This is a genomic window from Nannocystis bainbridge, from assembly GCF_028368995.1.
Lineage (GTDB): Bacteria > Myxococcota_A > Polyangia > Nannocystales > Nannocystaceae > Nannocystis > Nannocystis bainbridge.
On the sequence record NZ_JAQNDL010000004.1, the window covers coordinates 615471 to 639823 of the forward strand.

Below are 24353 nucleotides of genomic sequence, written 5' to 3' on the forward strand. Positions count from 1 at the left end.
CTCACTCCTGATCGAGCACGCCCTGCAGCAGGAAGCCCCAGTGCACGTGGCTGGTGGATCGCGACGGGTCGGCCGGATCGACGATGGTGAGGTGACCGGCGGGGTCGTCGTGGGTGACGACGATCCGGTCGGGGCCGGGGAGGTAATGGAAGGCGCCGATGAGGTCGTCGAGCAGCATCGACTCGGGGTTCAAGGTCTGGAGGTCGACGGTGCTGACCCACTCCTGGCCGGCGGTGCCGAGCAGCAGGCGATCGCCGACGAGGGCGCTGCCGCGAGGGTCGTAGCGGACCTGCGAGGTCAACGGGGTGACCTGTTCTTCGGGGAAGGCGACGACGTAGAGCTTGTTGCCGCTGCCGATGAGGACGCGGTCGTTGTCGAGGACGACCAGTTGGTCGATGCCGGTCTCGATCTTGAGGTGCTTGGGCTTGCGGCCGAGGCTGTCCTCGATGCCGCCGAGATCGAGGGTGCCGATCTGGGTGCCGCCGCGGGCCCACACGACGGCCTGCTTGCGCAGCTCGCCGCCGGACTCGATGTCGCGCAGGAACACGTTCTGGGCGGCGCTGCCGAGCGGGACGGCGAAGCCGCCCTGGGTGCGGATGTCGGTGAAGACCAGCGCGGCGGCGGCAGGATCGACGGTGATGAGATAGGGGACGCTGGCGCTGTCGTAGAAGAGGAAGTCGCTGCTGGCCTGGCCGACCGGGATGAGGCTGATCTGGGCGGTGAAGCCGGTGCCGTCGCTCTCGGCGACGAGGGTGAGCATGCCGACCTCGCTGCCGCCGGCGGGCAGCACGAACAGGGCCGGGTCGCCGAACAGGTCGTTGCCGGGCCGCAGGAGGGTGGTCTTGGGCGAGAAGCCGATGTCGCTGCCGAGCGGGATGGCGACCTGGTCGAGCGCGGGGTCGTCCATGTCCATCAACACGACCTCGCTGTCGGCGAGGAAGGCGGCGATGTCGTGGGCGACGCCGCCGATGACGATCGGGGTCGGCTCGCCCTCGACGATCTGGCCGGGGAACTCGACGGTCTTGAGGGTGCCGCCGAAGCCGTTGAGGGTGACGTTCTCGACGGCCTTGCCGCCGAGGTCGACGATGGCGATCTGGTTGGCGTTGTGGAGCTGCTCGGAGCTGCCGTCGCGGCCGAAGAAGAGGATGGCGCGCCGATGATCGGGGCTGAGCGCGAGCGAGGTGAAGGGGGCGCGCACGTCGTAGACGACGGGCTCGCCGTCGCCGTCGCCGGCGAAGCGGTAGAGCTGCTCGTCGATGTCCTCCTCCTTGGCGCTGGCGGGGATGGTGAGCGCGAGCACGGACTCTTGATCGCGGGTGGCGGCGCTCCAGGCGACGACGGTGTGCTCGTCGCCGATGGCGGCCCGCCGGGTGGTGACGGTCTCGCCCTTGGGCATGACGAACACGACCTCGTCGCGCGCGGGGTCGACCCATACGAGGCTGTCACGGGTGGTGACGGGCGGGAGCAGGTCGAAGCCGCCGGCGTAAGGGTTGGGCGGGGCGCAGGCGCCGGCGAGCAGCGCGAGGCCGAGGACGGGAAATAAGCGAAGCGGTGGTTGCATGGTCAATCCTTCACCGAGTCGTTGAGGACGTAGCCGGTGACGGTCTGGACGCCGCCCTGGGGGTCGACGAAGGTGATGCGGCCGGTGGGGTGCTGTTGCGAGACGAAGATCTGTCGCGCAGCAGGACGGCCGCGCGCGCGCCGTCAGGGGTGAAGAGGATCGGGCCGGGGTGGGCCTCGGTGTTCTGCCGCTTGAGCAGGGGGAAGGCGGGGGTGAGGTCGAACAGGCTGTAAGACCAGCGGTCGTCGGTCAGCACCGGGTGGCCGTCGTGGACGAGGATGGCGTTGCGGCTGTCGGGAGCGATGCCGACGCTGATGATCGGGACCTCGACGAACAGGGTGACGAGGTCCCAGGCGTCGCCGTCGCGCCGCGCGAGGGTGATGCGCTGGCGCGGGTCGGGCCACGGGCCGTCATCGCCGGTGGTGCCGCTGGTGGTGGTGCCGGTGGTGGTCGAGTCGTCGCCGGTGGTGCCGCTGGTGGTCGAGTCGTCGCCGGTGGTCGAGGAGGAGGAGGACGACGTGGAAAGGTAGACGGCGTGGTCGTCGAACAGCGGGAGGTCGGCGGTCGGGGCCTCGGTCAGCGCGAACGGGTTGACGGTGGTGTAGAGCAGCATGGTGTCGCCGTCGGCGGCCAGGCTGGCGAGGCCGACGTACTCGCCGGGGACCTCGTGCTCGACGAACTCACCGGGGCCGAGCGGGAGCGGGACCTCTAGGAAGCGGCTGCCGCCGGAGCTCGGGAGGGTGAGCACGGCGAACTCACCGGAGGCGGCGACGTCGAGGTCGGTGGGGACGCCGGGCAGGTCGAGCACGGTGAGCTCGCCGCCGGGCAGCTGCGTGACCGCGAGCCACGGCTCGCCGTCGACGCGCGCGAGGGCGATGCCGAGGCCGGCGACGATCTGGACCTCGAGCGTGGCGGGGTCGATGCCGGGATCCTTGACGACGGGCAACAGCGGCGGCTTGCCGACGGCGCCGAGGCTGGCGAAGGCGATGACGTTGACGCCGGCGGCAGTGATGACGTAGGCGGCGCTCTCGTCGGGGGCGAACACGACCTCGCGCGGGTGAGCGCCGACGGTCATCTCGTAGGACTTGCCGGCGGCGACGTCGAGCACGGACAGCTCCTGGTCGCTGCCGGCGCCGAGCTGCTCGGGGCCGTCGACGTCGTGGTAGACGAACACGTAGTTGCCACCCGGCGAGACGGCGAGGTTGTTGGCGCCGGGGGTGACCTTGTGGATGACGACGCTGGTGGCGCCGGCCTCGCTGGTGCGCAGGACGGCGACGTCGTTGCTGCCCTGATCGAGGACGACGACGCTGCCGGCGTCGCCGGGCTGGCCGGGGATCGGTTCGACGACGGTGGGGCCCTGGCCGACCTCGACGACGTCGATGACGAGGTTGGCGGTGTCGATGACGGCGACCGAGTCGGTGGTCTGACTGGCGCTGTAGACGTACTTGCCGCTGGCCCTGGGGACGCGGAAGTCGCCCTCGTCCTCGGTCTCGGGCGGTGGGTCGCCGGTGGTGGTCGGCGAGTCGCCGGTGCCGCCGCTGTTGCCCTCGGTGCCGCCGGTGCTGCCGTAGCTGGTGATGCTGTCGTAGTAGCCGGACGCGTTGCCGCCGTCGTCGCCGCAGGCGGCGAGGAGGCTGAGACAGACGGGCCACATCGATACGGGGTGCCGGGGCATCGGAGGATCTCCAGAGGTGCGAGGCGGCGCGGGGGCGCGGCGCTCGTGGACGGAGTAACCGCGGGCCGCAGAAAAATTGCGGGCGACGAAACCCGCCGCGCGCACGGGCGGGCGGGCGCGCTCGGCCGCGCGGCGTCAGTCTTTGACCGAGTCGTTGAGGACGTAGCCGGTGACGGTCTGGACGTCGCCGTCGGGGCCGATGAAGGTGATCCGGCCGGTCGGGTGGGCCTGCGAGACGAAGACCTTTTGCGTCGAGTCGACGTAGCCGGCGCCCTCGGGCGGTGAGCCGAGCAGCAGCGGCTTGACGATGAAGTTGTCGAGGTTGACGAGGTCGACCTTGCGCACGGCGGTGGCGTCGTCGCGCAGGAGGACGGCGGCGCGGTCGCCCTCGGGGGTGAAGAGGATCGGGCCGGGCGGGGCGAGGGTGGTCTGCCGCTTGAGCAGCGGGTAGGCGGGGGTGAGGTCGAACAGGCTGTACGACCAGGCGGCCGGCTGGGCGGCGGGATCGAGGTCGTGGACGAGGATCGCGCTGCGGCTGTCGGGCGCGAGGCCGGCGCTGACGAGCGGGACCTCGACGAACAGGGTGACGAGGTCCCAGGCGTCGCCGTCGCGGCGGGCGAGGGTGATGCGCTGGCGCGGGTCGGGCTGCGGGCTGTCGGCGGGGAACGGGTCGACGGTGGCGTAGAGCAGGAGGGTGTCGCCGCTGCCGGCGACGCTGGCGAGGCCGACGTACTCGCCGGGGACGTCGTGGGCGACGAACTCGCCGGGGCCGAGCGGGAGCGGGACCTCGAGGAAGCGGCTGCCGCCGGCCTCGGGGAGGGTGAGGACGGCGAAATCACCGGTGGGGGCGACGTCGAGGTCGGTGGGGACGCCGGGCAGGTCGAGCACGGTGAGCTCGCCGCCGGGCAGCTGCGTGATCGCCAGCCAGGGCTCGCCGTCGACGCGCGCGAGGGCGAGGCGCTCGGCAGCGACGATCTGGACCTCGACGCGGGCCGGGTCGACGCCGGGATCCTTGACGACGGGCAAGAGCGGCGGCTTGCCGACTTCGCCGAGCGCGGCGAACGAGATGACGTTGACGCCGGCGGCGGTGACGATCCAGGCGGTGGTCTCGTCGGGGGCGAACACGACGTCGCGCGGGTGGGCGCCGACGGTCATGCGGTGGGTGAGGCCGGCGGCGACGTCGAGCACGGTGAGCTCCTGGTCGCTGCCGGGGCCCTGCTGCTCGGGGCCGTCGACGTCGTGGTAGACGAACACGTAGTTGCCGCCGGGCGAGACGGCGAGGTTGTTGGCGCCGGGGGTGACCTTGTGGATCTCGACGGTGGTGCCGCCGGTCTGGCCGGTGCGGAGGATTGCGATGTCGTTGCTGCCCTGGTCGAGCACGACGACGCTGCCAGCGTCGCCGGGCTGGCCGGGGATCGGCTCGACGACGGTGGGGCCCTGGCCGACCTCGACGACGTCGATGGCGAGGTTGGCGGTGTCGATGACGGCGACCGAGTCGGTCGACTCGCTGGCGCTGTAGACGTATTTGCCGCTGGCTTTGGGGACGCGGAAGTCGCCGTCGTCCTCGGTCTCGGGCGGGGGCGGCTCGCCAGCGCCGGTGCCGGTGCCGTCGGTGCCGTCGGTGCCGAGGCCGTTGCTGTCACCGCTGTCCCAACCACCCTCGGTGTCGCCGCCGCCGTAGCTGCCGCTGTCCATGGCACAGCCGGCGAGCGATACGACGAGACACAGGGGCAACGTCCACGCGAATCGCAGAGGCGTCATCAGAGGCTCCAATGGTTCAAGTCAGTCAAGGCAAGGAGAAGGAGCCTCGATGCTAGCCCGCGGTCCGGGAGGCAGCAAGAGGGGCCGCCAGCGCGGGCTAGCATCGAGGCTGAACGGCGGACGGCGGTAAGGCGGCCGGGGCTTGCGCCATGAACGGGCGGACGCAACGCTTTCGCGGACGGGGGACGGGCGGGCGAGCGGGGCTCGGCGGCGCGGGACGTGAGCGGATGTCCCGGAAGACATGTCGCCGCGGACGGGCGTGAGCGAATGTCCCGGAGGCGCGGCGTCGTCGGGTGGGAGCGGCTGGCCGAGAGAGTCTGTCCCGGAGGACATGTAGAATCGGGCAGGTCTTATCGTTGTCCTGGAGGACATGTCGCCCGGGGCGACATGGAATGTCCCGGAGGGCATGTCGCGGGGGACATGCCTTGAAGAACATGTCCTCGGAGGCATGCTCCGAGGGGCAGGCTCAGCGCTCGGCGAGCACGACCACGCGGTCGCCGGCGGCGAGGCGGATCCGGGCCGACTTGCGCGGGTTGAGGGCGACGCCGTAGGCCTGCTCGGGGTCGTGGGCGCGGGCGGCGAGGCGGTAGCCGAGGGCGATCTCGCCGCGGCGGGCGGCGGCCTCGACGACGGCGTAGAAGTCGATGTCGGCGCCGGGCTGGACGTAGTCGCGGGCCGGCTTGAGGTAGATCTCGTGGCCCTCGGGCGACAGCAGGTCGTCGAGCACGGCGGCCATGCGCCGGTTCTCGCTGACCTGCGAGACGACCAGGGAGACGAGGGTGTTGCTGATGATGAAGTCGTCGGCCTCGGTGACGGCCGCGAGGTCGCGGTTCTGGCCGTCGAGCATCTCGCTGGTGATCGGGACCGTCTTGCCCTGGCGGCGCAGGATGTCGCGCAGGTGCAGGAGGGTGATCATGGTCCGCGAGTCGGTCATCTCCTGGGTGCGGCCCTCGGTCTCGGCGAGCACGAGGATGTTGTCGAAGCCGCCGACGTCGAGGCCGTCGAGGACGGCGCGGTCGGTGACGTCGCCGACGCGCACGGTGACGGCGGTGTGCTGCAGGGCGTCGCCGCCGAGCCGGCTCTCGAGGTGGCGGGCCTCGCCGACGACGAGCACGGTCGAGCCGGGGGCGACGTAGGCGTCGAGCTCGCGCAGGACCAGCGGCAAGAGCTGGCTCTCGCCGAGCACGAGGGTCTTCTCGGGGCGCTGGTCGGCGTGCGGGTGCAGCGGGGCGAGGTCGGCGTCGGCGACCGCGGTCGGCCGGCCGTTGGCGATCACGGTGTCGTCGTCGCGGCTGATGGCGATGACCTGATCGCCGGCCTCGAACCGGCGGTCGAACGGCGGCGGCATCAGCCGCTCGCCCGCGGCGGTGTAGACGCCGACGAGGGCGCTGTCCTCGTAGGCGAACAGGCCCTCGCGGAAGGTCTTGCCGACCAGCAGCGGCTGGCTCTGGATGTAGAGCTCGTCGCCGCTGAACGACAGCAGCTCGGTGTAGACGACGGACAGGCCCGACTGGCGGCCGGTCTGCACCAGCACGCGGCTGACGAGCGGAGGGGTGAGGATGAGGCCGGCGGCGTCGCCGACGACCATGCGCGCGACCGAGAGGGTCTTGTCGCTCTTGATCTCGGCGACCACGTGCGGCGGCTTGCCGGCCTTGTCGCCGGCCTTGGCGACGGCGAGCAAGGTCTTGAGGACGACGGTGTCGGCCTCGGGCCCGTCGGGCGACATGACGATGACGGAGCGCGCCTCGCCGAGGTTGACGAGGTCGAGGTCGCGGCGCACGAGCGGGCTGCCGGTGCGGGTGACGACGCGCATCGAGAGGTCGCCGAGCACGCTCCGGACCTCGTCGTCCATGGCGACCTTGTCGTGGTCGGCGAGGATGACGACGGAGGCGCCGGGGCGGTTGGCGTTGGCCTCGGCGAGCTCGGTGAGGAGGGCGTGGATCTTGCCGGTCCAGCCGAGGATGACGGTGTGGTCGCGCTCGATGACGACGCTCCGACCCTTGCGCAGGCGGTCGAGGATCTGGGCGAAGCCGCCGGAGAGGACGCCGATCAGGGCGGAGAACACGAAGATGCCGCCGAACGAGACGGCGAGCATGACGAACAGGAAGCTCCACGAGCCGACGTCGCCGCCGACGGCCCCGGGGTCGATGGCGTGCATCAGCCCGAGCCAGACGAGCCGCCCGAACGAGACCGGCTCGCCGTCGTGACCCTGGGGGCTCAAACCGGTGAGGGTGAGCAGGGTCGAGGTGACGAGGATCAGGACGAGGGTGACGATCGCCAGCATGGCGATCTGCGAGCCGACCCCGCGCGCCATGGCGTTGTCGAAGCGATAGCGCAGCCTCTGCCTCAAGGTCGCGGATGGCACGTCGCGGCGCGTTCTATCACAACGGCCGGGGCAGGCCGCGGCGATAATTCCCGGGCGGCGCAGGAACGGTGATTCTGTCCACGACGACAGGCGCTCGCAGGTTGCACGGGCGCAAGACGAACCCGGAGCCAGGCCGAGAGGTTGCAGGTGCACGCCGGGGCAGCGAGGCGGCGGTCCGCCTGGGCAGAGCCGGGCGGGTCAAGGCGAACGCGGGGCCAGGCGAGGCCGGCCGAGGGGCCGCGCGCGTGAAGCCGGCAGGCCACGGTGAACGAGGCGTGGCGGCGGCGCGAGCGAAGGGTCGGGGGCGCGCGGGCGGTCGCGCTGGCAGGAACGGCGTCGGGTCGCAGCAATCGTCTGCGCGGGCGCGCGCGGGTGGTCAGCGCCGCTTCCGCAGCCGGCGGTGGGTGGTCGTGGGGACATGTCCGAACGGTCATGTCGTGGCATTGGTCCGGCGCGGGCGGCGAGCGAGCGGCGGGGGTGATCGGGGTCGCAATCGCGGCAGGTCCGCCGGCGCACGGTGAGAGGATGCAAACCGACGCAGCTCCAGGGACGATGGCGCGGGCGACCGCGGGGATCGAGGCGGTCGAGATCAAGCAGACGGTGGCGGCGACGGGCCACGCGCGCGCGCTGGCGGTGCTGGGGCTGCGGCCGCAGGGGGCGCTGTGGCGGCGCCTGTTCTTCTACGACACGCCCGGGCTCGAGCTGCACGCGGGCGGGGTGGTGCTGCGGGCCCGCGCGACGGTCGGCGAACCGGACGACTCGACGGTGAAGATCCGCCCGGTCGACCCCGCCCGGGTCGAGCGCTGGCGCGGGACGCCAGGCTTCAAGCTCGAGGCCGACATCGTCGGCGCGGCGGTGATCCGCTCGGCGTCGCTGACGAGCCGGCAAGGCCGGACGGAGATCGAGGCGGTGGCGCGCGGCGAGCGGGCGGTCGCCAAGCTGTTCTCGCAGGCGCAGGAGGCGTTCCTGGGCGCGCTGGCGCCGTCGCCGGTGGCGCTGGCGGAGCTGCTGTCGCTCGGGCCGGTGCATGTGCGCCGCTGGCAGGTGCGCCACCCGGGGCTGCCGCAGCGGATCTGCGCAGAGGCGTGGCGCATGCCCGACGGCGGCTCGCTGCTCGAGCTGTCGATCAAGGCCGATCCGGCGGCGGCGGCCTCGGCGGCGGCGGGGTTCTCGGGGTTCCTGGCGGAGTTGGGCATCGCGGTCCGTGAGGCGCCGGAGCCGAAGACGCGCACGGCGCTGACGTCGCTGGTGGCGGCGTCGCAGCGGTGAGGTCGAGCCGGGGGCTTCCCGAGAGCGATTGGGACGGGCGCGGTGCGAAGGGGATGGCGGTCGATGGGGCCGCGCGTGAGGCCCGGGCGCCCGAGCGCGATTGAAAAGATATGTCCCGGGAGGCGGGTGCGCTGCGAAGGGCGACGGTTTGCGCTCCCGGAGGGCGCTCGTAAACTTGTTCAATGGGGCATGTTACATTGGACATGTCCATTGGAGCATGTTCGATAGAACATGTCCTTTGGGGAATATCCGATGGAGCTCATGACAAGGGGGCGGGTCCGAAGCCTCGCGGCGCTCATGCGCCCGCGGTGAGGGGCGGGCCGAGGCCGTAGGTGGCGGGGTCGAGGGCGTAGCAGCCGGCGAGGATCGGGCCGCCGCGGGCCAGGCTGTCGCGGCTGGCGCGGGCGTGGGCGGCGAAGCGGCCGAGGGCCTCGAGGTCGTCGGTGGCGGCGAGGTCGGTGTGCTCGGCGACGAGCTGGAGGAGGAGCGGGAGGCAGTGCGCGCGGCCCCACCAGGCGGCGTTGAGCTCGGTGTGATCGCGGTCGAGGCTGAGGTCGACGAGGTTGGCGGAGCCGAGAGTGGCCCACGCGCCGTCGACGATGCACAGCTTGGCGTGGGTGTAGATCTCGCGGTGGCCGTCGGCGTCGCTGCGGGCGAGCGCGGCGAGGGTGAAGCCGGGGCGCTGCGCGAGGGCGTTGAGCTGGGCGAAGGTCGGGCCGTAGCGGTGCTCGTGGGTGCGACCGTCGCGGGCGAGCGCGGCGACCTCGGCGGCGGCGCGGCCGATGGCGGCCATGGGCTCGCCCGGGACGACCATGACGACGCGGACGCCGCGACGCAGCGCGGCGTCGAGGGCGAGGAGGACGGCGTGCTGGCCGGGGTGCTGGTTCTCGATGTAGATGGTGCGCCGCGCGGCGGCGATGGCGGCGAGGTAGTGGGCGAGGATGGTGGCCTCGCCGGCGTCGCTTGCGAAATCGGGGGCGCCGACGATCGGGGTCGGGCCGCGGTAACCGTCAGGGGCGAGGGTGCGCGCGAGCTGGACCCGTACGTCGCCGCAGGCGGGCGGGAGGCGCCCGGGGTAGGCGAGCGGGCCGGCGCGCAGGTCGTCCGGCCACGGCGGGGCGTCCGGGTCCTGGCGAGCGAGGTTCCACCGCTGGACGAAGTTGTGCTCGGCGTCGGCGACGACGGGGCCCTGCAGCTCGAGGAAGGCGTCGTGCTTGTGGAGGCCGTGGTGATGGCCAGGGCGGGCGAGGGTGGAGTCGCTGAGGATCATGCCGCCGACGAAGGCGAGGGCGTCAGGCTGGCCGGCGTCGACGAGGAAGGCCTTCTGGTGGTGGCAGTGGGCGGGCTCGGCGGAGCTGTCCCAACGGGCAGCCCAGCCGGCGCGGCGGGCAGCGAGGAGCTGGCGCTCGGCGGGGCCGCCGAGGAAGACGTGACGGGTGCTCGAGAACCGCGGGTTGCGCCAGAACAGGACCCGCACGTCGAGGCCGCGGGCGTGGCAGCGATCGAGCAGGTCCCACCAGGCGAGGCCGTCAGGCAAGCGGAAATCGGGCTGGATGAAGGAGACGATGACCCACAGGCGGGTGCGGGCGGCGGCGACGGCGGCGGCGAGGCGCTCGAAGAACGGGAGGCCGTCGATCCACGGGACGACGCGGTTGCCGTCCCGCACGGGGTACGGGCCGTGATCGTCGGCGATGGCGAGCAGGCCGTCGTCCTCGTGCACGCGCCCCAGGATGCCCGGGCGCGCGGGCGCTGTCGAGTCGAGGGGGCGGCGCGAGGGCGCGCCGGAGATCGTAACATGTCGCGAGGGACATGTCCTCGGGGACATGCGATCAGGGGCGCGCCGGAGATCGGTACATGTCGCGAGGGACATGTCGCGAGGGACATGTCCTCGGGGTCATGCGCGCAGGGGCGGTCGGCTCAGGGGGTGCTGACCTCGACGTCGAGGCAGAAGTGGGCCGAGCGCGAGTCGTACCAGTCGCGCAGGTTGGTCAGCGGGGTGTCGCAGTGGTCGCCGGGATCGTCGATGGCGACCAGGCCGTCGCCGGGGGCGTCGCCCATGTGATCGGCGTGGAGGACGAGGGTCGAGGTCGAGCCGCCGCCGGTGATCCGCAGGCAGAAGTGCTGGGTGTCCAAAAGGACAGGTGGGTCGAGCTCGAAGTCGCGGTAGTCCATGCCGCCGTCGATGGTGCCGAGCTCGCGGGTGTCGAGCACGGCGAGCACGGGGGCGTGGTTGCCGGGGTCGTAGGGGAGGACGTCGAGGACGGCCGACGGCTCGCCGACGGCGAAGCGGACCTCGAAGCCTAACCGGGTGAGCTGCAGCGGCGGCGGGGCGGGGGCGGTGAAGCACTCGACGGCCTCGATCTTGGCCGAGACGGGGTCGCCGCCGCTCATGCAGAAGGGGCCGTCGATGCAGCGCGCGGGATCGTAGGGGCGCAGGGTGGTGGGCTCGAGCGGACCGGTGGTGGGCTCGGCGGTGGTGCTCGAGCTGGTGGTCGTCGAGGTGGTGGAAGAGACGGCGGCGGTGGTGGTGGAGTCGTCGCTGGTCGCCGCGGGGCCGGTGGTCGGCAGGCCGGTGGTGGTGGTGCCGCCGGTGGTGGTGGTCGTCGCGGCGCCGCCCTCGGTGGTCGCGCCGTCGTAGCTCGGGTTCGGGCGCAGGCACCCGCCGAGGACGAGGACGAACAGGTGGGCGAACCGAGGCCTCACGCGCAGACTGTATCGCCTCGGGCGAGCGAACGCCATCCGGCGCTCACGGGCCCGCGCGGTGCAACCGGACCTCTTCCATGTCGAGCTGATCCTCGGCAGCGCGCAGGACCTCTGGGTCGACGGTGTCCTCGCGGCGGACGTACAGGAGGGCCTGGCGCTGGGCGTGGACGAGGTCGATCAGGAGCTCGTGGTGGCGGACGCGGAGGTCGTGGTCGGCGCCGAGGTCGGACTGCGAGGCGTCGAGGGCCGCGGTGTGGTGGGCCCGCACGCGCGCGAGGAGGTCGGGGTGCGGGTGCGCGGCGGGGTCCGTGCGATCGAGGTGGGCGAGGGCGGCGGCGGCGAGGCGGGCCTGCAGCAGCCGGGTGTCGCGGGCCCGCCGGGCGTCGTCGCCGGCGTCGAAGCGCAGCAAGCGGATGACGAGCGGGAGGCTCAGGCCCTGGAGGACGAGGGTGACGAGGATGACGGCGAAGGTGATGAAGAGGATCAGGTGGCGGTGGGGGAAGGCGGTGACACCGTCGGCGAGGGTCAAGGGGACGGCGAGGGCCGAGGCGAGCGAGACGACGCCGCGCATGCCGGCCCAGGCGATGACGACGAGGGCCTTCCAGTCGGGGGCGCCGGCGGGCCGCGAGCGCCGCCACCTCAGCGCGCCGGCGGCGGCGAACACCCAGACGAAGCGCACGACGACGGTGAGCAGGCTGATGGCGAGCGCGTAGGCGGTGGCGTAGGCGAACTGCTCGGGGCCGAGGCCCTCGGTGATGCGCGGCAGCTGCAGGCCGATGAGGATGAAGACGAAGCCGTTGAGGAGGAACACGAGGGTGCTCCACACGAAGCTGGCCTGGACCTTGGAGGGGGCGCTCAGGAAATCGTCGGCGCGCGCCGAGAGGAACAGGCCGCCGGCGACCACGGCGAGCACGCCCGAACATCCCAGGCCCTCGGCCGCGAGGTACATGATGTACGGGGTCATGATGGTGAGGCTGGCGTCGACGCTGGCGACGCTCGGCAGCAGGCGGTGCACGCGGTAGACGAGCAGGGCGACGGCGAGGCCGAGGGCGACGCCGCCGAGAGCGACGCGGAAGAACTCGAGGGCGAAATCGACGGCGACGAAGCTGCCGGCGGCGACGGCGGCGAGGGCGAAGCGAAACACGATCAGCGAGGCGGCGTCGTTGACGAGGCTCTCGCCCTCGAGGATGGCGACGGCGACCCGCGGGACCCGCAGGCCGTGCAGCACGCTGGTGGCGGCGACGGCGTCGGGCGGGGAGATGATGCCGCCGAGCATGAAGCCGAGCGCGAGCGAGCAGTCGGGGACGAGGGCGTGGGCGACCAGCGCGACGGCGGTGGCGGTGAACAGGACCAGACCGAACGCCTGCAGGGCGATGGGCCCGCGCAGGCGCACGAACTCTCGCCAGGGGGTGAACCACGCGGCCTGGTAGAGCAGCGGCGGCAGGAACACCAGGAACACCAGCTCGGGATCGAGGCTGACGTGCGGGGCGCCGGGGACGAGGCTGATGCCGAGGCCGCCGAGCACGAGGAGGATCGGGTAGCTGATGCCGAGCCGCCCGCTGAGCACGTGCAGGACGCCGATGGCGAACAGCAGCGAGAGGACGAGCAGGAGTTCGTGGTGCAGCATCGACGCGCTCGAGGCTAACGCGGGGTCGCGGGGCGGGCCACGTCAGCCGGGCGGGCCGTTGTCGGGATCTGGCCCCGGGGACAGGTCGACGATGGTGGCGCCCCATCCGCCGCCGCGGTGGCCGCCGAGGCGGTAGGCGACGACGCGCGGGTGACGATCGAGGATCGCGTGCACGGTCCGTCGCAGGGCGCCGATGCCCTTGCCGTGGACGATGCGGACCTCGGTGATGCCGCGCGCGCGGCAGACTTCGAGGTACTCGAGCACGAGGCGCTTGACGTCCTTGGGGCTGAAGTTGTGGAGGTCGAGCTCGCCGTCAACGGGCAGCTCGGCGGCGCGGTCGGAGCCGGCGAGGGCGCCGAAGAAGCCGGCGCGCCCGGCCCACGGAGCCCACGGGAGCGCGGTGACGGGAGCGGGCTGATAGGCGGCGGGCCGCGGGAGGGCGCAGCGATGGACGGTGCGGGCGGCCCGGGCGAACGGGTTCCACGGGCGCTGGCCCTGGGCGGGGCCGGGCTGCCAGCGCTCGCCGACGCGGAGCTCGAGGGTGAAGCGGCCGGGGCGGCCGGGCCAGCGTTCGGCGACGATCCGCAGGTCGCCGAACAGGGCGGCGCCGATCAGGTCGAGGGCGAGGGCGGCCTGATCGTCGCTGTCGTCGTCGTCGGCGAGCGCGAACGAAGCTGTCCATCCGGACAGGTCGACGCGCAGGCGATCGCCGTCGCGGTGGACGCCGAGCTCGAGGTCGCCGAGGCGGACGACGCCGGGGGGCGAGGGCGCGAGGCCGCAGGCGGCGAGCATGGCGTCGAGTGCGTGCGCGAAGGCCTCGCCGGGGGTCATGGCCACGAGAGTGTAGGCGCGGTCGGCTGCGCGAGGCCAGGCGCGGCGGCGCGAGCGTGCTAGGAACGCGACATGAAGATCGATCTCGACGAGGCGCCGACGCTGGTCGGCACGCGCTATCCGGCCCCGTTCGACGCGCCGTGCCAGGACCGCGTGCGGGTCCGTCTGGGGGCGGCGGCGGGGCTGTCGCAGTTCGGCGTGAACTTGCTGCGGCTGGCGCCCGGGACGTGGTCGAGCCAGCGCCACTGGCACGCGCGCGAGGACGAGTTCGTGTACGTGCTGACGGGCGAGGTGGTGCTGGTGACGGAGGCGGGCGAGACGACGCTGCGCGCGGGTGAGTGCGCGGGGTTCCCCCACGGGGTGGCGAGCGGGCATCACCTGCAGAACCGCGGGTCGGTGGAGGCGACGGTGCTCGAGGTCGGGACCGACGATCCGCGCGACGAGGTGGAGTACCCGGACATCGACATGCGGTGGACGCCGGACGGGTACGCGCGCCGCGACGGGACGCCGTATCCGCGACGCAAGGACGGGTGACGAAGCGAAGGCCGTGAAGTCGTCGGTGTGGGCGCGGCGAGCGGAGGGAGGCCTCAAGCGGTCGCCAGCGGGGCGGCGCGGAAGGCCTCGATCACGAACTCGCGGAAGGCGGTGACCTTGCGCGGGAGGTGCTTGCCGCCGGCGCACACCAGCCACAGGCCGCCGGAGTGGATGGCCCAGCGCGGCAGGACGCGGACCAGCAGGCCGGCGGCGACGTCGGGCTCGGCGTAGAAGTCGGGCAGGATGCCGAGGCCGGCGCCGGCGCGCAGGGCCTGGCGGGCGAACGACATGTCGTCGCAGACGATCCGGCCGACCGGCTTGAGGACGGCCGGGTCGCCGGGGCCGTCGAGGCGCAGCCTGGGGCCGCCGCGGTAGGCGACCCAGGTGTGGCCGGCGAGCTCGCGCGGGCTGCGAGGCGTCCCGCGGCGGGCGAGGTAGGCCGGCGAGGCGTGGAGCTGGACGGCGATGGTGCCGAGCTTGCGCGCGGTGAACGAGGCGTCGCCGAGCGGGCGGCGGGCGATCCGGAACGCGACGTCGATGCCCTCGGCGACCATGTCGACGAGGTTGTTGGCGAGCCGCATGTCGACCTCGACGTTCGGGTAGCGGGCGACGAAGCGGGTGACGATGTCGGCGAGCACGGCGGCGCCGAAGTCGACGGTGGCGGTGATCCGCAGGCGGCCCGAGGGCTGCTCCTCGCGCTCGGGCAGCTCGGCGAGCGAGCGCTGGAGGGCGGCGATGAGCGGTGCGGTGCGCTCGTAGAGGGCGGCGCCGGCGGTGGTGACGGCGACGCGGCGGGTGGTGCGGTGCAGGAGCTGGACGCCCATGGCCTGCTCGAGGCCGAGGACGCCGCGGCTGACCGAGGACTTGGGCAGGCCGAGGCGGCGGGCGGCGGCGGAGAAGCTGGCAGTGTCGACGACGGCGACGAAGCGGGCGAGGCGGTCGAGATCGACTGTTGTCATTGCGGAACAGTATCGCGACGAATGGGCAGCTTGTCGCCAATTCGCAACGGCCTAGACTGGCCGGTATGCCGGATCGAAACGAGAAGACGCTGCTCGTCACGGGCGCTGCGGGCCACCTGGGCCGGCGCGTGGTCGAGCTGTTGCTGGCGGCCGGTGAGCGCCGCGTGATCGCCGGCAGCCGCACGCCGGAGGCGCTGCACGAGCTGACGGGGCGCGGGGCCGAGGCGCGAAAGGTGGACTTCGACGACGCGGCCGGGCTCGACGCGGCGCTGGTCGGGGTCGACCGGCTGCTGATCGTCAGCACCGACGCGGTGCTCGAGCCGGGGCGCCGGATCGCCCAGCACGCGCGCGCGGTCGCGGCGGCGGTGCGCGCCGGGGTGCGCCACGTGGTCTACACGTCGTTGACGAACCCGGGGCCGGAGTCGCCGATCGGGCTGGCGGTCGATCACCGCGAGACGGAGGCGGCGCTGGCGAGGAGCGGGCTCGGGTTCACGATCCTGCGCAACAACATCTACGCGGAGCTGCTGCTGCAGGCGGGCGCGGGGGCGGTGGCGAGCGGGCGGCTGGTGCACGCGGCCGGCGACGGGGCTGCGGGTTACGTGACGCGGGAGGACTGCGCGCGGGCGGCCGCGGCGGCGCTGGCGAGCGCGGACACGGGCTCGCAGGTGCTCGACGTGACGGGGCCGGAGGCGGTGACGCAGGCGCAGCTGGCGGGCCTGCTGGCGGAGGTGACGGGGCGGCCGGTGCAGGCGGTGAACGTGTCGCCGGCGCAGCTGCGCGAGGGGATGATCGGGCACGGGCTGCCGCCGGCGCTGGCGGAGGTGCTGGTGTCGTTCGACCGCGCGATCGCCCAGGGGACGCTGGCGGTCGTCAGCGGGGCGGTGGAAGGGCTGACGGGGCGCCGGCCGACGAGCGTGCGCGAGTTCCTGGCGGCGCACCGGAGCGCGCTCGTCGGGGCGTGAGGTCCTGCGGCGCGAGGCGGCGCCTGCAGTCGGGCGGGCTCGGGCGTAGCGCGCCGACGTCCGCGCGGCGGGAGCCGGGCGCCGCCGCGGTGAGGCGATAGGTGTCCGTGAGGACATGTGCGAAGGGACCTGTGCGTCGGGACAGGGCCGATCGCGCATGTCCTCGCGGACATGCGCCGTTCAACCCGGCGAGGGGCAGGCGGCGGCGGTGGTGAGGTCGGTGTTGTTGGCCTCGTTGCACTCGGAGATCGCGCCGTTGCCCTTGCTCGGCTCGTCGACCTCGACGAAGTAGTCGGCGGTCATGTTCCCGGGCGGGGCCTGGACCAGCAGCTTGACCTTCTCCGAGCCGCCGGGCAGGAGCGCGGTGGTGGTGACGGTGCTCTGCAGCAGGGTGCCGGTGGCGTCCTGGCCCTGGTAGAAGTCGACGATGACGCCGGCGGGCACGCCGAGGGCGCCCTCGTTGCGCACGGTGGCGATGAGCTCGAGCTGCTCGGCGCAGAAGCCGAGGCCGATCGAGAGCTGGACGGTGAGGTCGGGGGCGTTGAAGACGCCCTCGCCCTGGACGTTCTGGCGGTAGTTGTTGAGGCCCGGCGTGGTCCAGTTGTCGGACTCCTTGGCCGGGACGTTGCCCGCGGAGGTGGTGCCGGTGACGTGATAGGTGTGCTGCGTCCACACGCGCCGGGTCGGGACCCAGCCGTCGCCGGCGTCGCCGTAGAGGAACACGCCCTTGCGCTGCTTGTAGCCCGGCGCGTTGCAGCCGCCGACGTTGGTGGCGACCATGAGGAGCTCCGAGTTGCCGTCGGCGTCGGCGTCGACGACCAGCGGGTACTCGTGGATCGTGGCGCTCGAGTTCTCGATCTGCAGCAGGACGGTGCCGTCCTTGCCGGAGTAGACGCGGGCGTAACACTCGTCGTTGTAGGTGACCTCGGCGGCGCCGTCGCCCTGGAAATCGAACACCGACGAGCCGGTGGCGTTGGACGACTGATCCTGGGTCGTGGCCGACCAGACGCGGAAGATGGCGCCGGCGGCCGGGTTCGGATCGCCGTTGGGCTTGACGATGTCTTCGCCGTCGCGGTTGAGGTCGAACACGGTGTAGCGCGAGGCGCCGGCGACCGCGAGCTCGGGCCGGCCGTCGCCGTCGAAGTCGGCGACCGTCGGCGGGCCGCCGAGACCGCCGCCGGGGATGGCCCGCGGCTGGGTGCGCATGCCGTCGTTGCCGTCGCACAGGACGCCGGTCGGATCGATGCCGCACCACAGCTTGCCGGTCAGGCCGTCGAGCACGCGCACGTTGCCGGTGGCGGCGAGGATGACCTCGGGGGTGCCGTTCTGATCGAGGTCGGCGATCGCCGGCCAGCCGTCGGTGCCGTCGGTGTTGTTCCACAGCTCGGTGACGGCGACGGTCGGCGGATCGCCGGGGGTCCAGGCGACCGACCAGGCCTGCTTGCCGCTGATGATCTCGGGGTAGCCGTCACCCGTGAGGTCGGCGACGGCCGAGAGACCGCCGGCGTACGAGGCCGGCGAACCGACGATGCCGCCGTTGTTGTTCAGGTTCCACACGACGAGGCCGTCGTGGTCGAACAGGGTGGCGCCGATGACGATCTCGGCCTGGTCGTCGTCGTCGAAGTTGGCGAGGGTGATGCCGCCGTTGTCGACGCGGGTGGTCGCCGAGACGTTGTTGGCGGTGTGCGAGGTCCACAGGAGGTTGCCCATGCCGTCGATGGCGTGGATCGGGCTCTTGCCGCCGCTGACGCGCCCGGTGTAGACGATGTCGGGCAGGCCGTCGCCGCTGACGTCGCCGACGGCGACGGTGGTGCGGCCGTGCGAGCCGAACTTGTTGTTGGCGGGCTCGTGGTCGATGCGGAACTTCTCGAGGCCAGTGGCGCCGTCGAGCACGATGATGACGCCGACGGTGTAGTCGTCGGAGTCCTTGTAGCGGGTGGTGTTGACGACGACCTCGGGCACGCCGTCGCCGTCGAGGTCGGCGACCGCGGGGCTCGAGAACACCTCTTCTTCGATCCACGACCACTCGGGGACGGCGTTGAGGGTGTCGAACTCGGGCACGATCTCGCAGGTCAGCGGGTCGGGCTGCGGCAGGCACTGGCCCAGGGTCTGCTCGCAGTATTCGCCGGGCTGGCAGTCGTAGGAGTCCTGGCACGGGGCGCCCGGCATGACGCACTCGGCGCCCGAGCAGACGTTGCCGATCGCGCAGCACTCGAGGTCCGGACCGCAGTGGACGCCGCTGTCACATTGGGGCAGGCAGTTGTCGTCGAGGCACTCGTTGCCGGCGGGACAGCAGGTGGCCGGTTCGCCGCACAGGGTGCCGCCCTCGCACAGGTCGTCGCCGCCGGTGGTGCTGCTGCTGTCGCTGGTGATGCCGTCGGTGGTGGTGGCGGTGCCGTCGGTGGTGACAGCGGTGGCGCCGGTCATGGTCTCGTCGCCGGACATGCCGGTGGTGGGACCGGTGGTCGGCACGACGGTGGTGGTGACCCCGGCGGTGGAGGCCGTGCCGTCCGTGCCGCTGTCGGTGGTCGAACCAGTGTTGCCGCCGCTGGCGGTGACCGTGCCGCCGTTGTCGCCGCATCCGACCGCGCCGACGAGTGCCAACAACCAACCCGAGCTCAAACCCCACAATGTTCGCTGCACCGGCGAAGCTCATCACAGGCGCCTGGGCCGATCAACCGGCGGGGCCCTGGGCTGTTTCTGCGCTTGTCCGCGTGCGACGACGGTCCTCGGGCCGAGCACGAGGCGCGACGAACGCGGCCGGCGAACGTGAACGAACGGCGCGTCGACGTTTACCGCCGGTTGATGCGCGGGCGAGAAGTCGTGGCGGTCCGTCACCGTCGAGGCGTCACTCGACGAACCGCGCACGGAGCCGGTCGTCACCACCCGAAGGTACCGATGTCACACCCGATCTTTCGTACACTCATGGGCACGCTGATGTGCGGCTCGCTGATGACCGGCGCGCTGGGCTGCGCGTCGCCGGAGCGCCTCCGCGGGCTCGACCGCCGCTTCTACCAGAACCTGGACAGTGAGAAGGACCGCGCGGCGTACTTGAAGACGCCCAAGGCGCAGCGGCAGAGCTTTTTGCAGAGCCAGGGAATTTGGGACAGGTGGCAGGCGCTGCCCGAGGCCGAGCGCACGGCGGCGAAGCGCGGGCAGCTGGCGCCGGGCTCGCAGGAGTTCGCGGGGTTCATGGCCTGGGGGCCGCCGGCCGACACGCAGCGGCGCACGGCCGGCGAGCGCGAGGTGGCGTTCCACACCTTCATCCGCTGCACGAGCGGGCCCAAGACCGGCCGCTACGTGCAGGCGAGCAGCACGTGCGACGGGACGTTCAACGAAATCGAAGTCGCGGTCGAGGGCGGGATCGTGACGGAGATCAAAGTTCTCAACTGAGCGCGGCCCGGCGAACGTCGTGCGCCCGCCGCGATCCGCTCGATCGCGGCAGGGCGCGGCGAATGCGAGGCGGCGAGGCGCGATCGCGCGGCTGCATCATTCGGTGAGATCGAGCCGGCGAGACCGCGGCGGGCTCGACGATTTGCGCAAGTGACAGCGGCGCAACAGGACGACAGGTTGGCGGCATGTCCACTGCCAACGATCACGTCCACGTCGTCGCCACCCTGCAAGCCCTGCCGGATCAAATCGCCTCGCTGGCGGCGCTGCTCGGCGAGCTGGCCCGGACTTCGCGCCAGGAGGCCGGCAACCTGCGCTTCGATGTCCACCAGCAAGCGTCGAACCCGAGCCAGCTGATCACGATCGAACACTGGGACGGGTCGGCCTCGGTCGACGCGCACATGACGAGCGCGCACGTCGGGACGGTGCTGGCCAGGCTGGCGCCGCTGCTGGCCGCGCCGCCGCAGATCGTGCGCTACAGCCAGATCGCGTGAGGCCGGACGCGGTCAGCCGTCGGTCTTGCGGAAGCGATAGGCGAGCTGCGGCCGCGTGAGCCCGAGCAGGCGCGCGGCGGCGGCGAGGTTGCCTCCGGCGCGGTCGACGGCGCCGCGGATGAGCGCCTGCTCGAGCGCGTCGATGCCGGCGCGGCGATCGAGCAGGGCGCCGATGAGCTCGTCGACGCCCGGGAGGTCGGCCCCGGCGGCGGCTCCGATCGGCTGGAGGACGCCCGCGGGCGCCAGCTCGAGGCGCGCGGGCGGGGCCTCGTCGCCGCTGAACAGGTGGCCGCGATCGATCGGCGCGCCGTCGTCGACGAGCACCGCGGCGCGAGCGATCCGTCCCCACAGCTCGCGCACGTTGCCGGGGTAGTCGTGATCGAGGAGGGCGTTGTTGGCGGCCTCGGTGACGCCGACGAGCCGCCGCCCGAGGCCGCGCGCGTGCTGGTCGAGGAAGCGGCCGAGCAGCAGCGGGATGTCCTCCCGCCGCTCGCGCAGCGGCGGGACCCACACCGGGAAGGCGCCGAGGCGCTGGACCAATTCGTCGCGCACGAGGCCGCCGCGCCGCAGGTCGACGCGGGTGCTGGCGAGCCAGCGCAGGTCGTGATCGCCGGCGTCGAAGGCGTGGAGTAACCTGTCCTGAAGTTCAGGTGAGAGGCGATCGAGGTCGGCGAGCAGGAGGCTGCCGCCGCGGGCCCGCGCGAGCGCATCGGCGAGACCGGCGGGGTCGAGGGCGCCGGCGCGCACGACCACGAAGGGGCCGGCGGCGCGGCGGCTGCGGTCGTGCACGGCGCGGGCGAGGTGGCGCTTGCCGACGCCGGGCTCGCCCTCGAGCAGGACGGGCAGCTCGGAGCCGGCGACGCGCGCGAGCAGGGCGAAGGCGCCGCGCAGGCCGGTGGCGTGACCGATGACGGGTCCGTCGTCGCGCGCGAGAGCGGCGGGCGGATCGCCGGGGCCCGGGCGCGCGATCGGGTGGGTGGCGAGGAACTCGAACTCGGGCGGTGGGGTGTCGTCGCCGAGCGGTCGGCCGACGATCCGGCAATGACGCGCGCCGCAGGCCCGACAGGCGACCTCGCGGTAGACGATCGGCCGACCCATGAAGACGGTGGTGAAACCGCTGGCGTAGCCGAGCATGGTCCAGCACACGGGCTCGGCGGCCCGACCCTCGCTTTCGAGGTGAGCCTCGACCTCGGCGGAGCTGCGCCAGGCGAACTCGCCGCGGTAGTGGCCGCGCTCGATGTCGAACTGGACCTCGAGCGGGCGCACGGCGACCATGCCCTCGAGCGCGTGCAATTGCGGGCCGGCGGCGAACAGCTCGTAGTAGCTGGCGGTGCCGCGGATCCGGCGGGCGTATTCGCCGTCGCGCTGGCCGGAGACGTAGCCCATGCGGGTCAGGATGGCCCGCGCCCGGGCGACGCCGACGGCGGCGATGAGCTCGCGCCGCAGGGTCGCCATGGCGCCGAGATGGACGAGCACCATGCGCTCGTCACCGAGGGTGATCCGGCCGTCGCGCGGCCAGAAGCGCAGGTGCTTGAGCAGGTCGGCGCTGTCCGGCAGCCGCAGCGCGTCGTCGTCGCCAGCGGCGACGAAGGGCCCTTCTTCGCTCACGCGCGAGCACAGTAGGCCGGGGCCGCCGCGGCGATCAAGCCCGGCGATCGCGGGAGTCAGCGGGGTGCGGATCCGCCCGAGGGCCGCCGGCGAGCCGGCGACGGCGCCGGGGCTGGGGTAGACTGCGCGCCCCGCATGCACGCCAACGCCGAGACTATCCAGCGCTTCTACACCGCCTTCGCCGCCCGGGACGCGGCCACGATGGCGGCCTGCTACGCCGACGACGTGGCGTTCAGCGACCACGCGTTCCCGGGCCTGCGCGGGCGCGAGGCCGGCGAGATGTGGCGGATGCTGTGCGAGCGCGGCAAGGACCTGAAGATCGAGTTCCGCGACGTCAAGGCCGACGATCACCAGGGCTCGGCGCACTGGGAGGCCTGGTACACGTTCGGCCGCACGGGGCGGAAGGTGCACAACGTGGTCGAGGCGCGCTTCGAATTCCGCGACGGCAAGATCGTGCGCCACGACGACGATTTCCCGCTGTGGGCGTGGGCGCGGCAGGCGATGGGCGCGCCAGGGCTGCTGCTCGGGTGGTCGGGGTTCTTCGAGCGCTCGCTGCAGCGCCAGGCGCGGCGCCAGCTCGAGGCGTTCATGGCCGGCCGCTCGTGAGCGGCGACGGTCGCTCGCTCGCGGTGTGGTGATTGGCAGGGTGCTGCCGATCGCCGGTCGCTCGCTCGCGCCGGGTGTGGTGATTCATCGGTGCGCGCGGCAAATGACTTGAGTCTGCTTGCGGGCCGGTGAACCTCGAACACGGTCAAGCCGTGCCGTCACGCCCGGAACTCTCCGGATGCGGGTCCGCGGCGCAGAGGGCCGATGTATGATGATTCGCGCGGGTCGTGGGGTGGGCCGTCTCGTCGATGTCACGGCGCTGGCGCTGGTCGCCGGCTGCGGCGAACCGGAGGCCGTCGGCACCGCGACGGCGTCGTTCGGCAGCGGCACGGGTGCGATCGACGACGGGCTCGAGACGATGGTCGGCTGGTCCGGATCGAGCGGCTGGGTGACGACGGGGCCGGACGATCCAGTCGGGCAGTGCGGCGACGATCCGCTGTGCCTGCCGCCGAGCGAGATGGTGCCGACCGACAAGCCCGATGGGCTGCCGAGCCCGCTCCCGGGGGTCTACGACGATCTGGGGCCGGCGGCGCCCGACGCGGGCTTTCGCGCGCTGATCGGGTTCCCGACCCGCCAGCGCGCGCTGCTCGAGGACCGGGTGGCGCTGATGTACGCGCCCGGCAGCCCGCTGTTCCGCGGCTACATGACGGTGGAGGCGTGGATGGCCGAGCACGCGCCGGACCCGGGCGACGTCGGGCTGGTCGAGAACTGGCTGCGCGCGCAGGGGTTCACGATCGACTTCGAGGCCAAGAACCGCTTGCTGGTCCAGTTCTCGGGCACGGTCGCCGGCTTCAATGCGACGTTCAAGACCACGCTGCACGTGTGCCTGCGCAAAAACCCGCTGTGGGACGACCCGCCGTTCCCGGTCTATTGCACGCTGGATCGGTTCACGCTGCCGAAGTTCGTCGCCGAGCGCACCAACGGGCTGGCGACCGCCGACCTGCCGGCGGAGAAGGGCGAGCTGACGGCGGAGGTCGGCGAGATCGTGGCCGACCCGCCGGGGCCGGAGGCGTACGGGCCGCGGGCGTTCTACGGCGCTTACGACATGCAGCCGCTGTTCGAGGCCGGGTTCAACGGGCGCGGGTCGTCGCTCGGGGTGGTCGCGGCCGGGACGTATCACGCGATCGACCTGCAGATCTTCTGGAAATCGTTCGGGGTGGTGCGCGCGCTGCCGAAACGGATCGCGGTGATGGAGCCGGTGTTCGAGCGCGTGACCGAGACGGCGCTCGATGTCCAGTGGGCCTCGGCGATGGCGCCCGGCGCCGACGTGGTGGTCTACGAGGGGCCCGACGCGCGCAACACCTCGCTGCTGTTCACCTGGAACCACGCGATCGCCAGCAATGCGGTCGAGGTGCTGACGTTCTCGTTCGCCCACCGCGAGGACTCGGAGCCGAAGCCGCTGCGCCATCAATACGACGAGTCGGCGCTGATGGGCGCGGCGCTCGGGATGACGCTGGTGTCGGCCAGCGGCGACTCGGGCAAGCCCGACACGCCGTGCTCGTCGCCGTACGTGACGTGCGTCGGCGGGACCCACCTGGTGGCCAGCCAGGAGGGGGTGATCGAGAAGGAGTGGGCGTGGCAGATGTCGGGCTCGGGCCCGGCCAAGACGTTCGCGCGCCCGTACTGGCAGGACGCCGACGTCAAGCTCGACCGGCGCGCGATGGCCGACCTGGCGCTGAGCTCGTCGACCGAGGCGCCGATGTGGATGCGTCGCTGGGCCAAGTGGGAGTACTTCGGCGGCACGTCGTTCGCGGCGCCGGCGTTCGCCGGGATGGTCGCGGTGATCAACGGCCACCGCCGCGCGCGCGGGCTGCCGCGCGTCGGGTTCCTCAACCCGATCCTGTACGGCCACGCGCCGACGCGCGCGACCTTCCGCGACATCGTGTACGGCTTCACCGAGCACTATCACGCCGGGCCCGGCTGGGACTATCCGACCGGGCTCGGCGCCCCCGACGTGGCCCTGCTGGCGCTGGCATTGCCTTAGGGACATGTCCTCGAGGGGCATGCT

General features: G+C 72.6%; 18 protein-coding genes. 7 read left to right on the forward strand and 11 right to left on the reverse strand.

Annotated features, from left to right (window positions below; genetic code table 11):
* Position 1: 1 nt before the first annotated feature.
* From POL25_RS39850 to POL25_RS39865, 4 genes are all read right to left on the reverse strand, one after another.
* Positions 2-1561 (reverse strand): hypothetical protein, encoded by a 1560-nt coding sequence (locus tag POL25_RS39850; protein WP_272091647.1) that lies wholly within the window; start codon positions 1559-1561, stop codon positions 2-4.
* Between the two features lie 10 nt (positions 1562-1571).
* The gene (locus tag POL25_RS39855) at positions 1572-3215 is read right to left on the reverse strand and encodes a YncE family protein (protein WP_272091648.1); all 1644 of its coding nucleotides are present in this window, start codon (positions 3213-3215) and stop codon (positions 1572-1574) included.
* Positions 3216-3371: 156 nt separating this feature from the next.
* Positions 3372-4997 carry a YncE family protein gene (locus tag POL25_RS39860; protein WP_272091649.1) on the reverse strand — a complete coding sequence of 542 codons (1626 nt, stop codon included), beginning with the start codon at positions 4995-4997 and terminating at the stop codon, positions 3372-3374.
* A gap of 466 nt (positions 4998-5463) precedes the next feature.
* Positions 5464-7347 (reverse strand): CASTOR/POLLUX-related putative ion channel, encoded by a 1884-nt coding sequence (locus tag POL25_RS39865; RefSeq protein WP_272091650.1) that lies wholly within the window; start codon positions 7345-7347, stop codon positions 5464-5466.
* Positions 7348-7887: 540 nt separating this feature from the next.
* Here POL25_RS39865 and POL25_RS39870 point away from each other — a divergent pair.
* Complete coding sequence (locus POL25_RS39870) at positions 7888-8631, forward strand: hypothetical protein (protein WP_272091651.1); 744 nt, start codon at positions 7888-7890, stop codon at positions 8629-8631.
* A gap of 295 nt (positions 8632-8926) precedes the next feature.
* On the opposite strand, the gene POL25_RS39875 is transcribed toward POL25_RS39870, so the two are convergent.
* From POL25_RS39875 to POL25_RS39890, 4 genes are all read right to left on the reverse strand, one after another.
* Positions 8927-10351 carry a phospholipase D-like domain-containing protein gene (locus POL25_RS39875; protein ID WP_272091652.1) on the reverse strand — a complete coding sequence of 475 codons (1425 nt, stop codon included), beginning with the start codon at positions 10349-10351 and terminating at the stop codon, positions 8927-8929.
* A gap of 197 nt (positions 10352-10548) precedes the next feature.
* Positions 10549-11334: a hypothetical protein gene (locus POL25_RS39880; RefSeq protein ID WP_272091653.1), complete on the reverse strand. Its 786-nt coding sequence runs from the start codon at positions 11332-11334 to the stop codon at positions 10549-10551.
* A gap of 43 nt (positions 11335-11377) precedes the next feature.
* Positions 11378-12961 carry a Na+/H+ antiporter gene (locus tag POL25_RS39885; protein ID WP_272091654.1) on the reverse strand — a complete coding sequence of 528 codons (1584 nt, stop codon included), beginning with the start codon at positions 12959-12961 and terminating at the stop codon, positions 11378-11380.
* Between the two features lie 42 nt (positions 12962-13003).
* Positions 13004-13792 (reverse strand): Smr/MutS family protein, encoded by a 789-nt coding sequence (locus tag POL25_RS39890; protein WP_272091655.1) that lies wholly within the window; start codon positions 13790-13792, stop codon positions 13004-13006.
* Between the two features lie 72 nt (positions 13793-13864).
* Here POL25_RS39890 and POL25_RS39895 point away from each other — a divergent pair, with 72 nt between their 5' ends.
* Entirely contained in the window at positions 13865-14326 is a 462-nt protein-coding gene (locus POL25_RS39895) for a cupin domain-containing protein (protein ID WP_272091656.1), read from the forward strand.
* 53 nt (positions 14327-14379) lie between these two features.
* Here POL25_RS39895 and POL25_RS39900 read toward each other — a convergent pair whose 3' ends face one another.
* Positions 14380-15285 carry a LysR family transcriptional regulator gene (locus tag POL25_RS39900; RefSeq protein ID WP_272091657.1) on the reverse strand — a complete coding sequence of 302 codons (906 nt, stop codon included), beginning with the start codon at positions 15283-15285 and terminating at the stop codon, positions 14380-14382.
* 65 nt (positions 15286-15350) lie between these two features.
* Between POL25_RS39900 and POL25_RS39905 the strand changes: the two genes are divergently transcribed.
* Positions 15351-16247: an NAD(P)H-binding protein gene (locus tag POL25_RS39905; RefSeq protein ID WP_272091658.1), complete on the forward strand. Its 897-nt coding sequence runs from the start codon at positions 15351-15353 to the stop codon at positions 16245-16247.
* Positions 16248-16427: 180 nt separating this feature from the next.
* On the opposite strand, the gene POL25_RS39910 is transcribed toward POL25_RS39905, so the two are convergent.
* Positions 16428-18890 carry an FG-GAP repeat domain-containing protein gene (locus tag POL25_RS39910; protein ID WP_272091659.1) on the reverse strand — a complete coding sequence of 821 codons (2463 nt, stop codon included), beginning with the start codon at positions 18888-18890 and terminating at the stop codon, positions 16428-16430.
* Positions 18891-19145: 255 nt separating this feature from the next.
* On the opposite strand from POL25_RS39910, the gene POL25_RS39915 reads away from it, so the two are divergent.
* Together POL25_RS39915 and POL25_RS39920 are read left to right on the forward strand one after the other, a co-directional pair.
* Positions 19146-19640, forward strand: a complete 495-nt coding sequence (locus tag POL25_RS39915; RefSeq protein ID WP_272091660.1) for a hypothetical protein — start codon at positions 19146-19148, stop codon at positions 19638-19640.
* A gap of 185 nt (positions 19641-19825) precedes the next feature.
* Entirely contained in the window at positions 19826-20131 is a 306-nt protein-coding gene (locus POL25_RS39920) for a putative quinol monooxygenase (protein WP_272091661.1), read from the forward strand.
* Positions 20132-20143: 12 nt separating this feature from the next.
* Here the strand turns inward: POL25_RS39920 and POL25_RS39925 are convergent, their stop codons facing one another.
* A complete protein-coding gene (locus POL25_RS39925; protein WP_272091662.1) occupies positions 20144-21739 on the reverse strand; it encodes a sigma-54-dependent Fis family transcriptional regulator in 1596 nt (531 codons plus the stop codon).
* A gap of 135 nt (positions 21740-21874) precedes the next feature.
* On the opposite strand from POL25_RS39925, the gene POL25_RS39930 reads away from it, so the two are divergent.
* A complete protein-coding gene (locus POL25_RS39930; protein WP_272091663.1) occupies positions 21875-22345 on the forward strand; it encodes a nuclear transport factor 2 family protein in 471 nt (156 codons plus the stop codon).
* A 232-nt stretch (positions 22346-22577) separates the two neighbouring features.
* Positions 22578-24329 (forward strand): S53 family peptidase, encoded by a 1752-nt coding sequence (locus tag POL25_RS39935; protein WP_272091664.1) that lies wholly within the window; start codon positions 22578-22580, stop codon positions 24327-24329.
* The last annotated feature ends 24 nt before the right edge of the window (positions 24330-24353 follow it).

What these genes read in the sequence shown, in the direction of transcription:
- POL25_RS39850 (WP_272091647.1), bottom strand. Translation starts at nt 1,561, where the DNA reads ATGCAACCACCGCTTCGCTTATTTCCCGTCCTCGGCCTCGCGCTGCTC.
- POL25_RS39915 (WP_272091660.1), top strand. Translation starts at nt 19,146, where the DNA reads ATGTCACACCCGATCTTTCGTACACTCATGGGCACGCTGATGTGCGGC.
- POL25_RS39855 (WP_272091648.1), bottom strand. Translation starts at nt 3,215, where the DNA reads ATGTGGCCCGTCTGTCTCAGCCTCCTCGCCGCCTGCGGCGACGACGGC.
- POL25_RS39860 (WP_272091649.1), bottom strand. Translation starts at nt 4,997, where the DNA reads ATGACGCCTCTGCGATTCGCGTGGACGTTGCCCCTGTGTCTCGTCGTA.
- POL25_RS39920 (WP_272091661.1), top strand. Translation starts at nt 19,826, where the DNA reads ATGTCCACTGCCAACGATCACGTCCACGTCGTCGCCACCCTGCAAGCC.
- POL25_RS39930 (WP_272091663.1), top strand. Translation starts at nt 21,875, where the DNA reads ATGCACGCCAACGCCGAGACTATCCAGCGCTTCTACACCGCCTTCGCC.
- POL25_RS39890 (WP_272091655.1), bottom strand. Translation starts at nt 13,792, where the DNA reads ATGACCCCCGGCGAGGCCTTCGCGCACGCACTCGACGCCATGCTCGCC.
- POL25_RS39895 (WP_272091656.1), top strand. Translation starts at nt 13,865, where the DNA reads ATGAAGATCGATCTCGACGAGGCGCCGACGCTGGTCGGCACGCGCTAT.
- POL25_RS39885 (WP_272091654.1), bottom strand. Translation starts at nt 12,961, where the DNA reads ATGCTGCACCACGAACTCCTGCTCGTCCTCTCGCTGCTGTTCGCCATC.
- POL25_RS39870 (WP_272091651.1), top strand. Translation starts at nt 7,888, where the DNA reads ATGCAAACCGACGCAGCTCCAGGGACGATGGCGCGGGCGACCGCGGGG.
- POL25_RS39900 (WP_272091657.1), bottom strand. Translation starts at nt 15,285, where the DNA reads ATGACAACAGTCGATCTCGACCGCCTCGCCCGCTTCGTCGCCGTCGTC.
- POL25_RS39905 (WP_272091658.1), top strand. Translation starts at nt 15,351, where the DNA reads ATGCCGGATCGAAACGAGAAGACGCTGCTCGTCACGGGCGCTGCGGGC.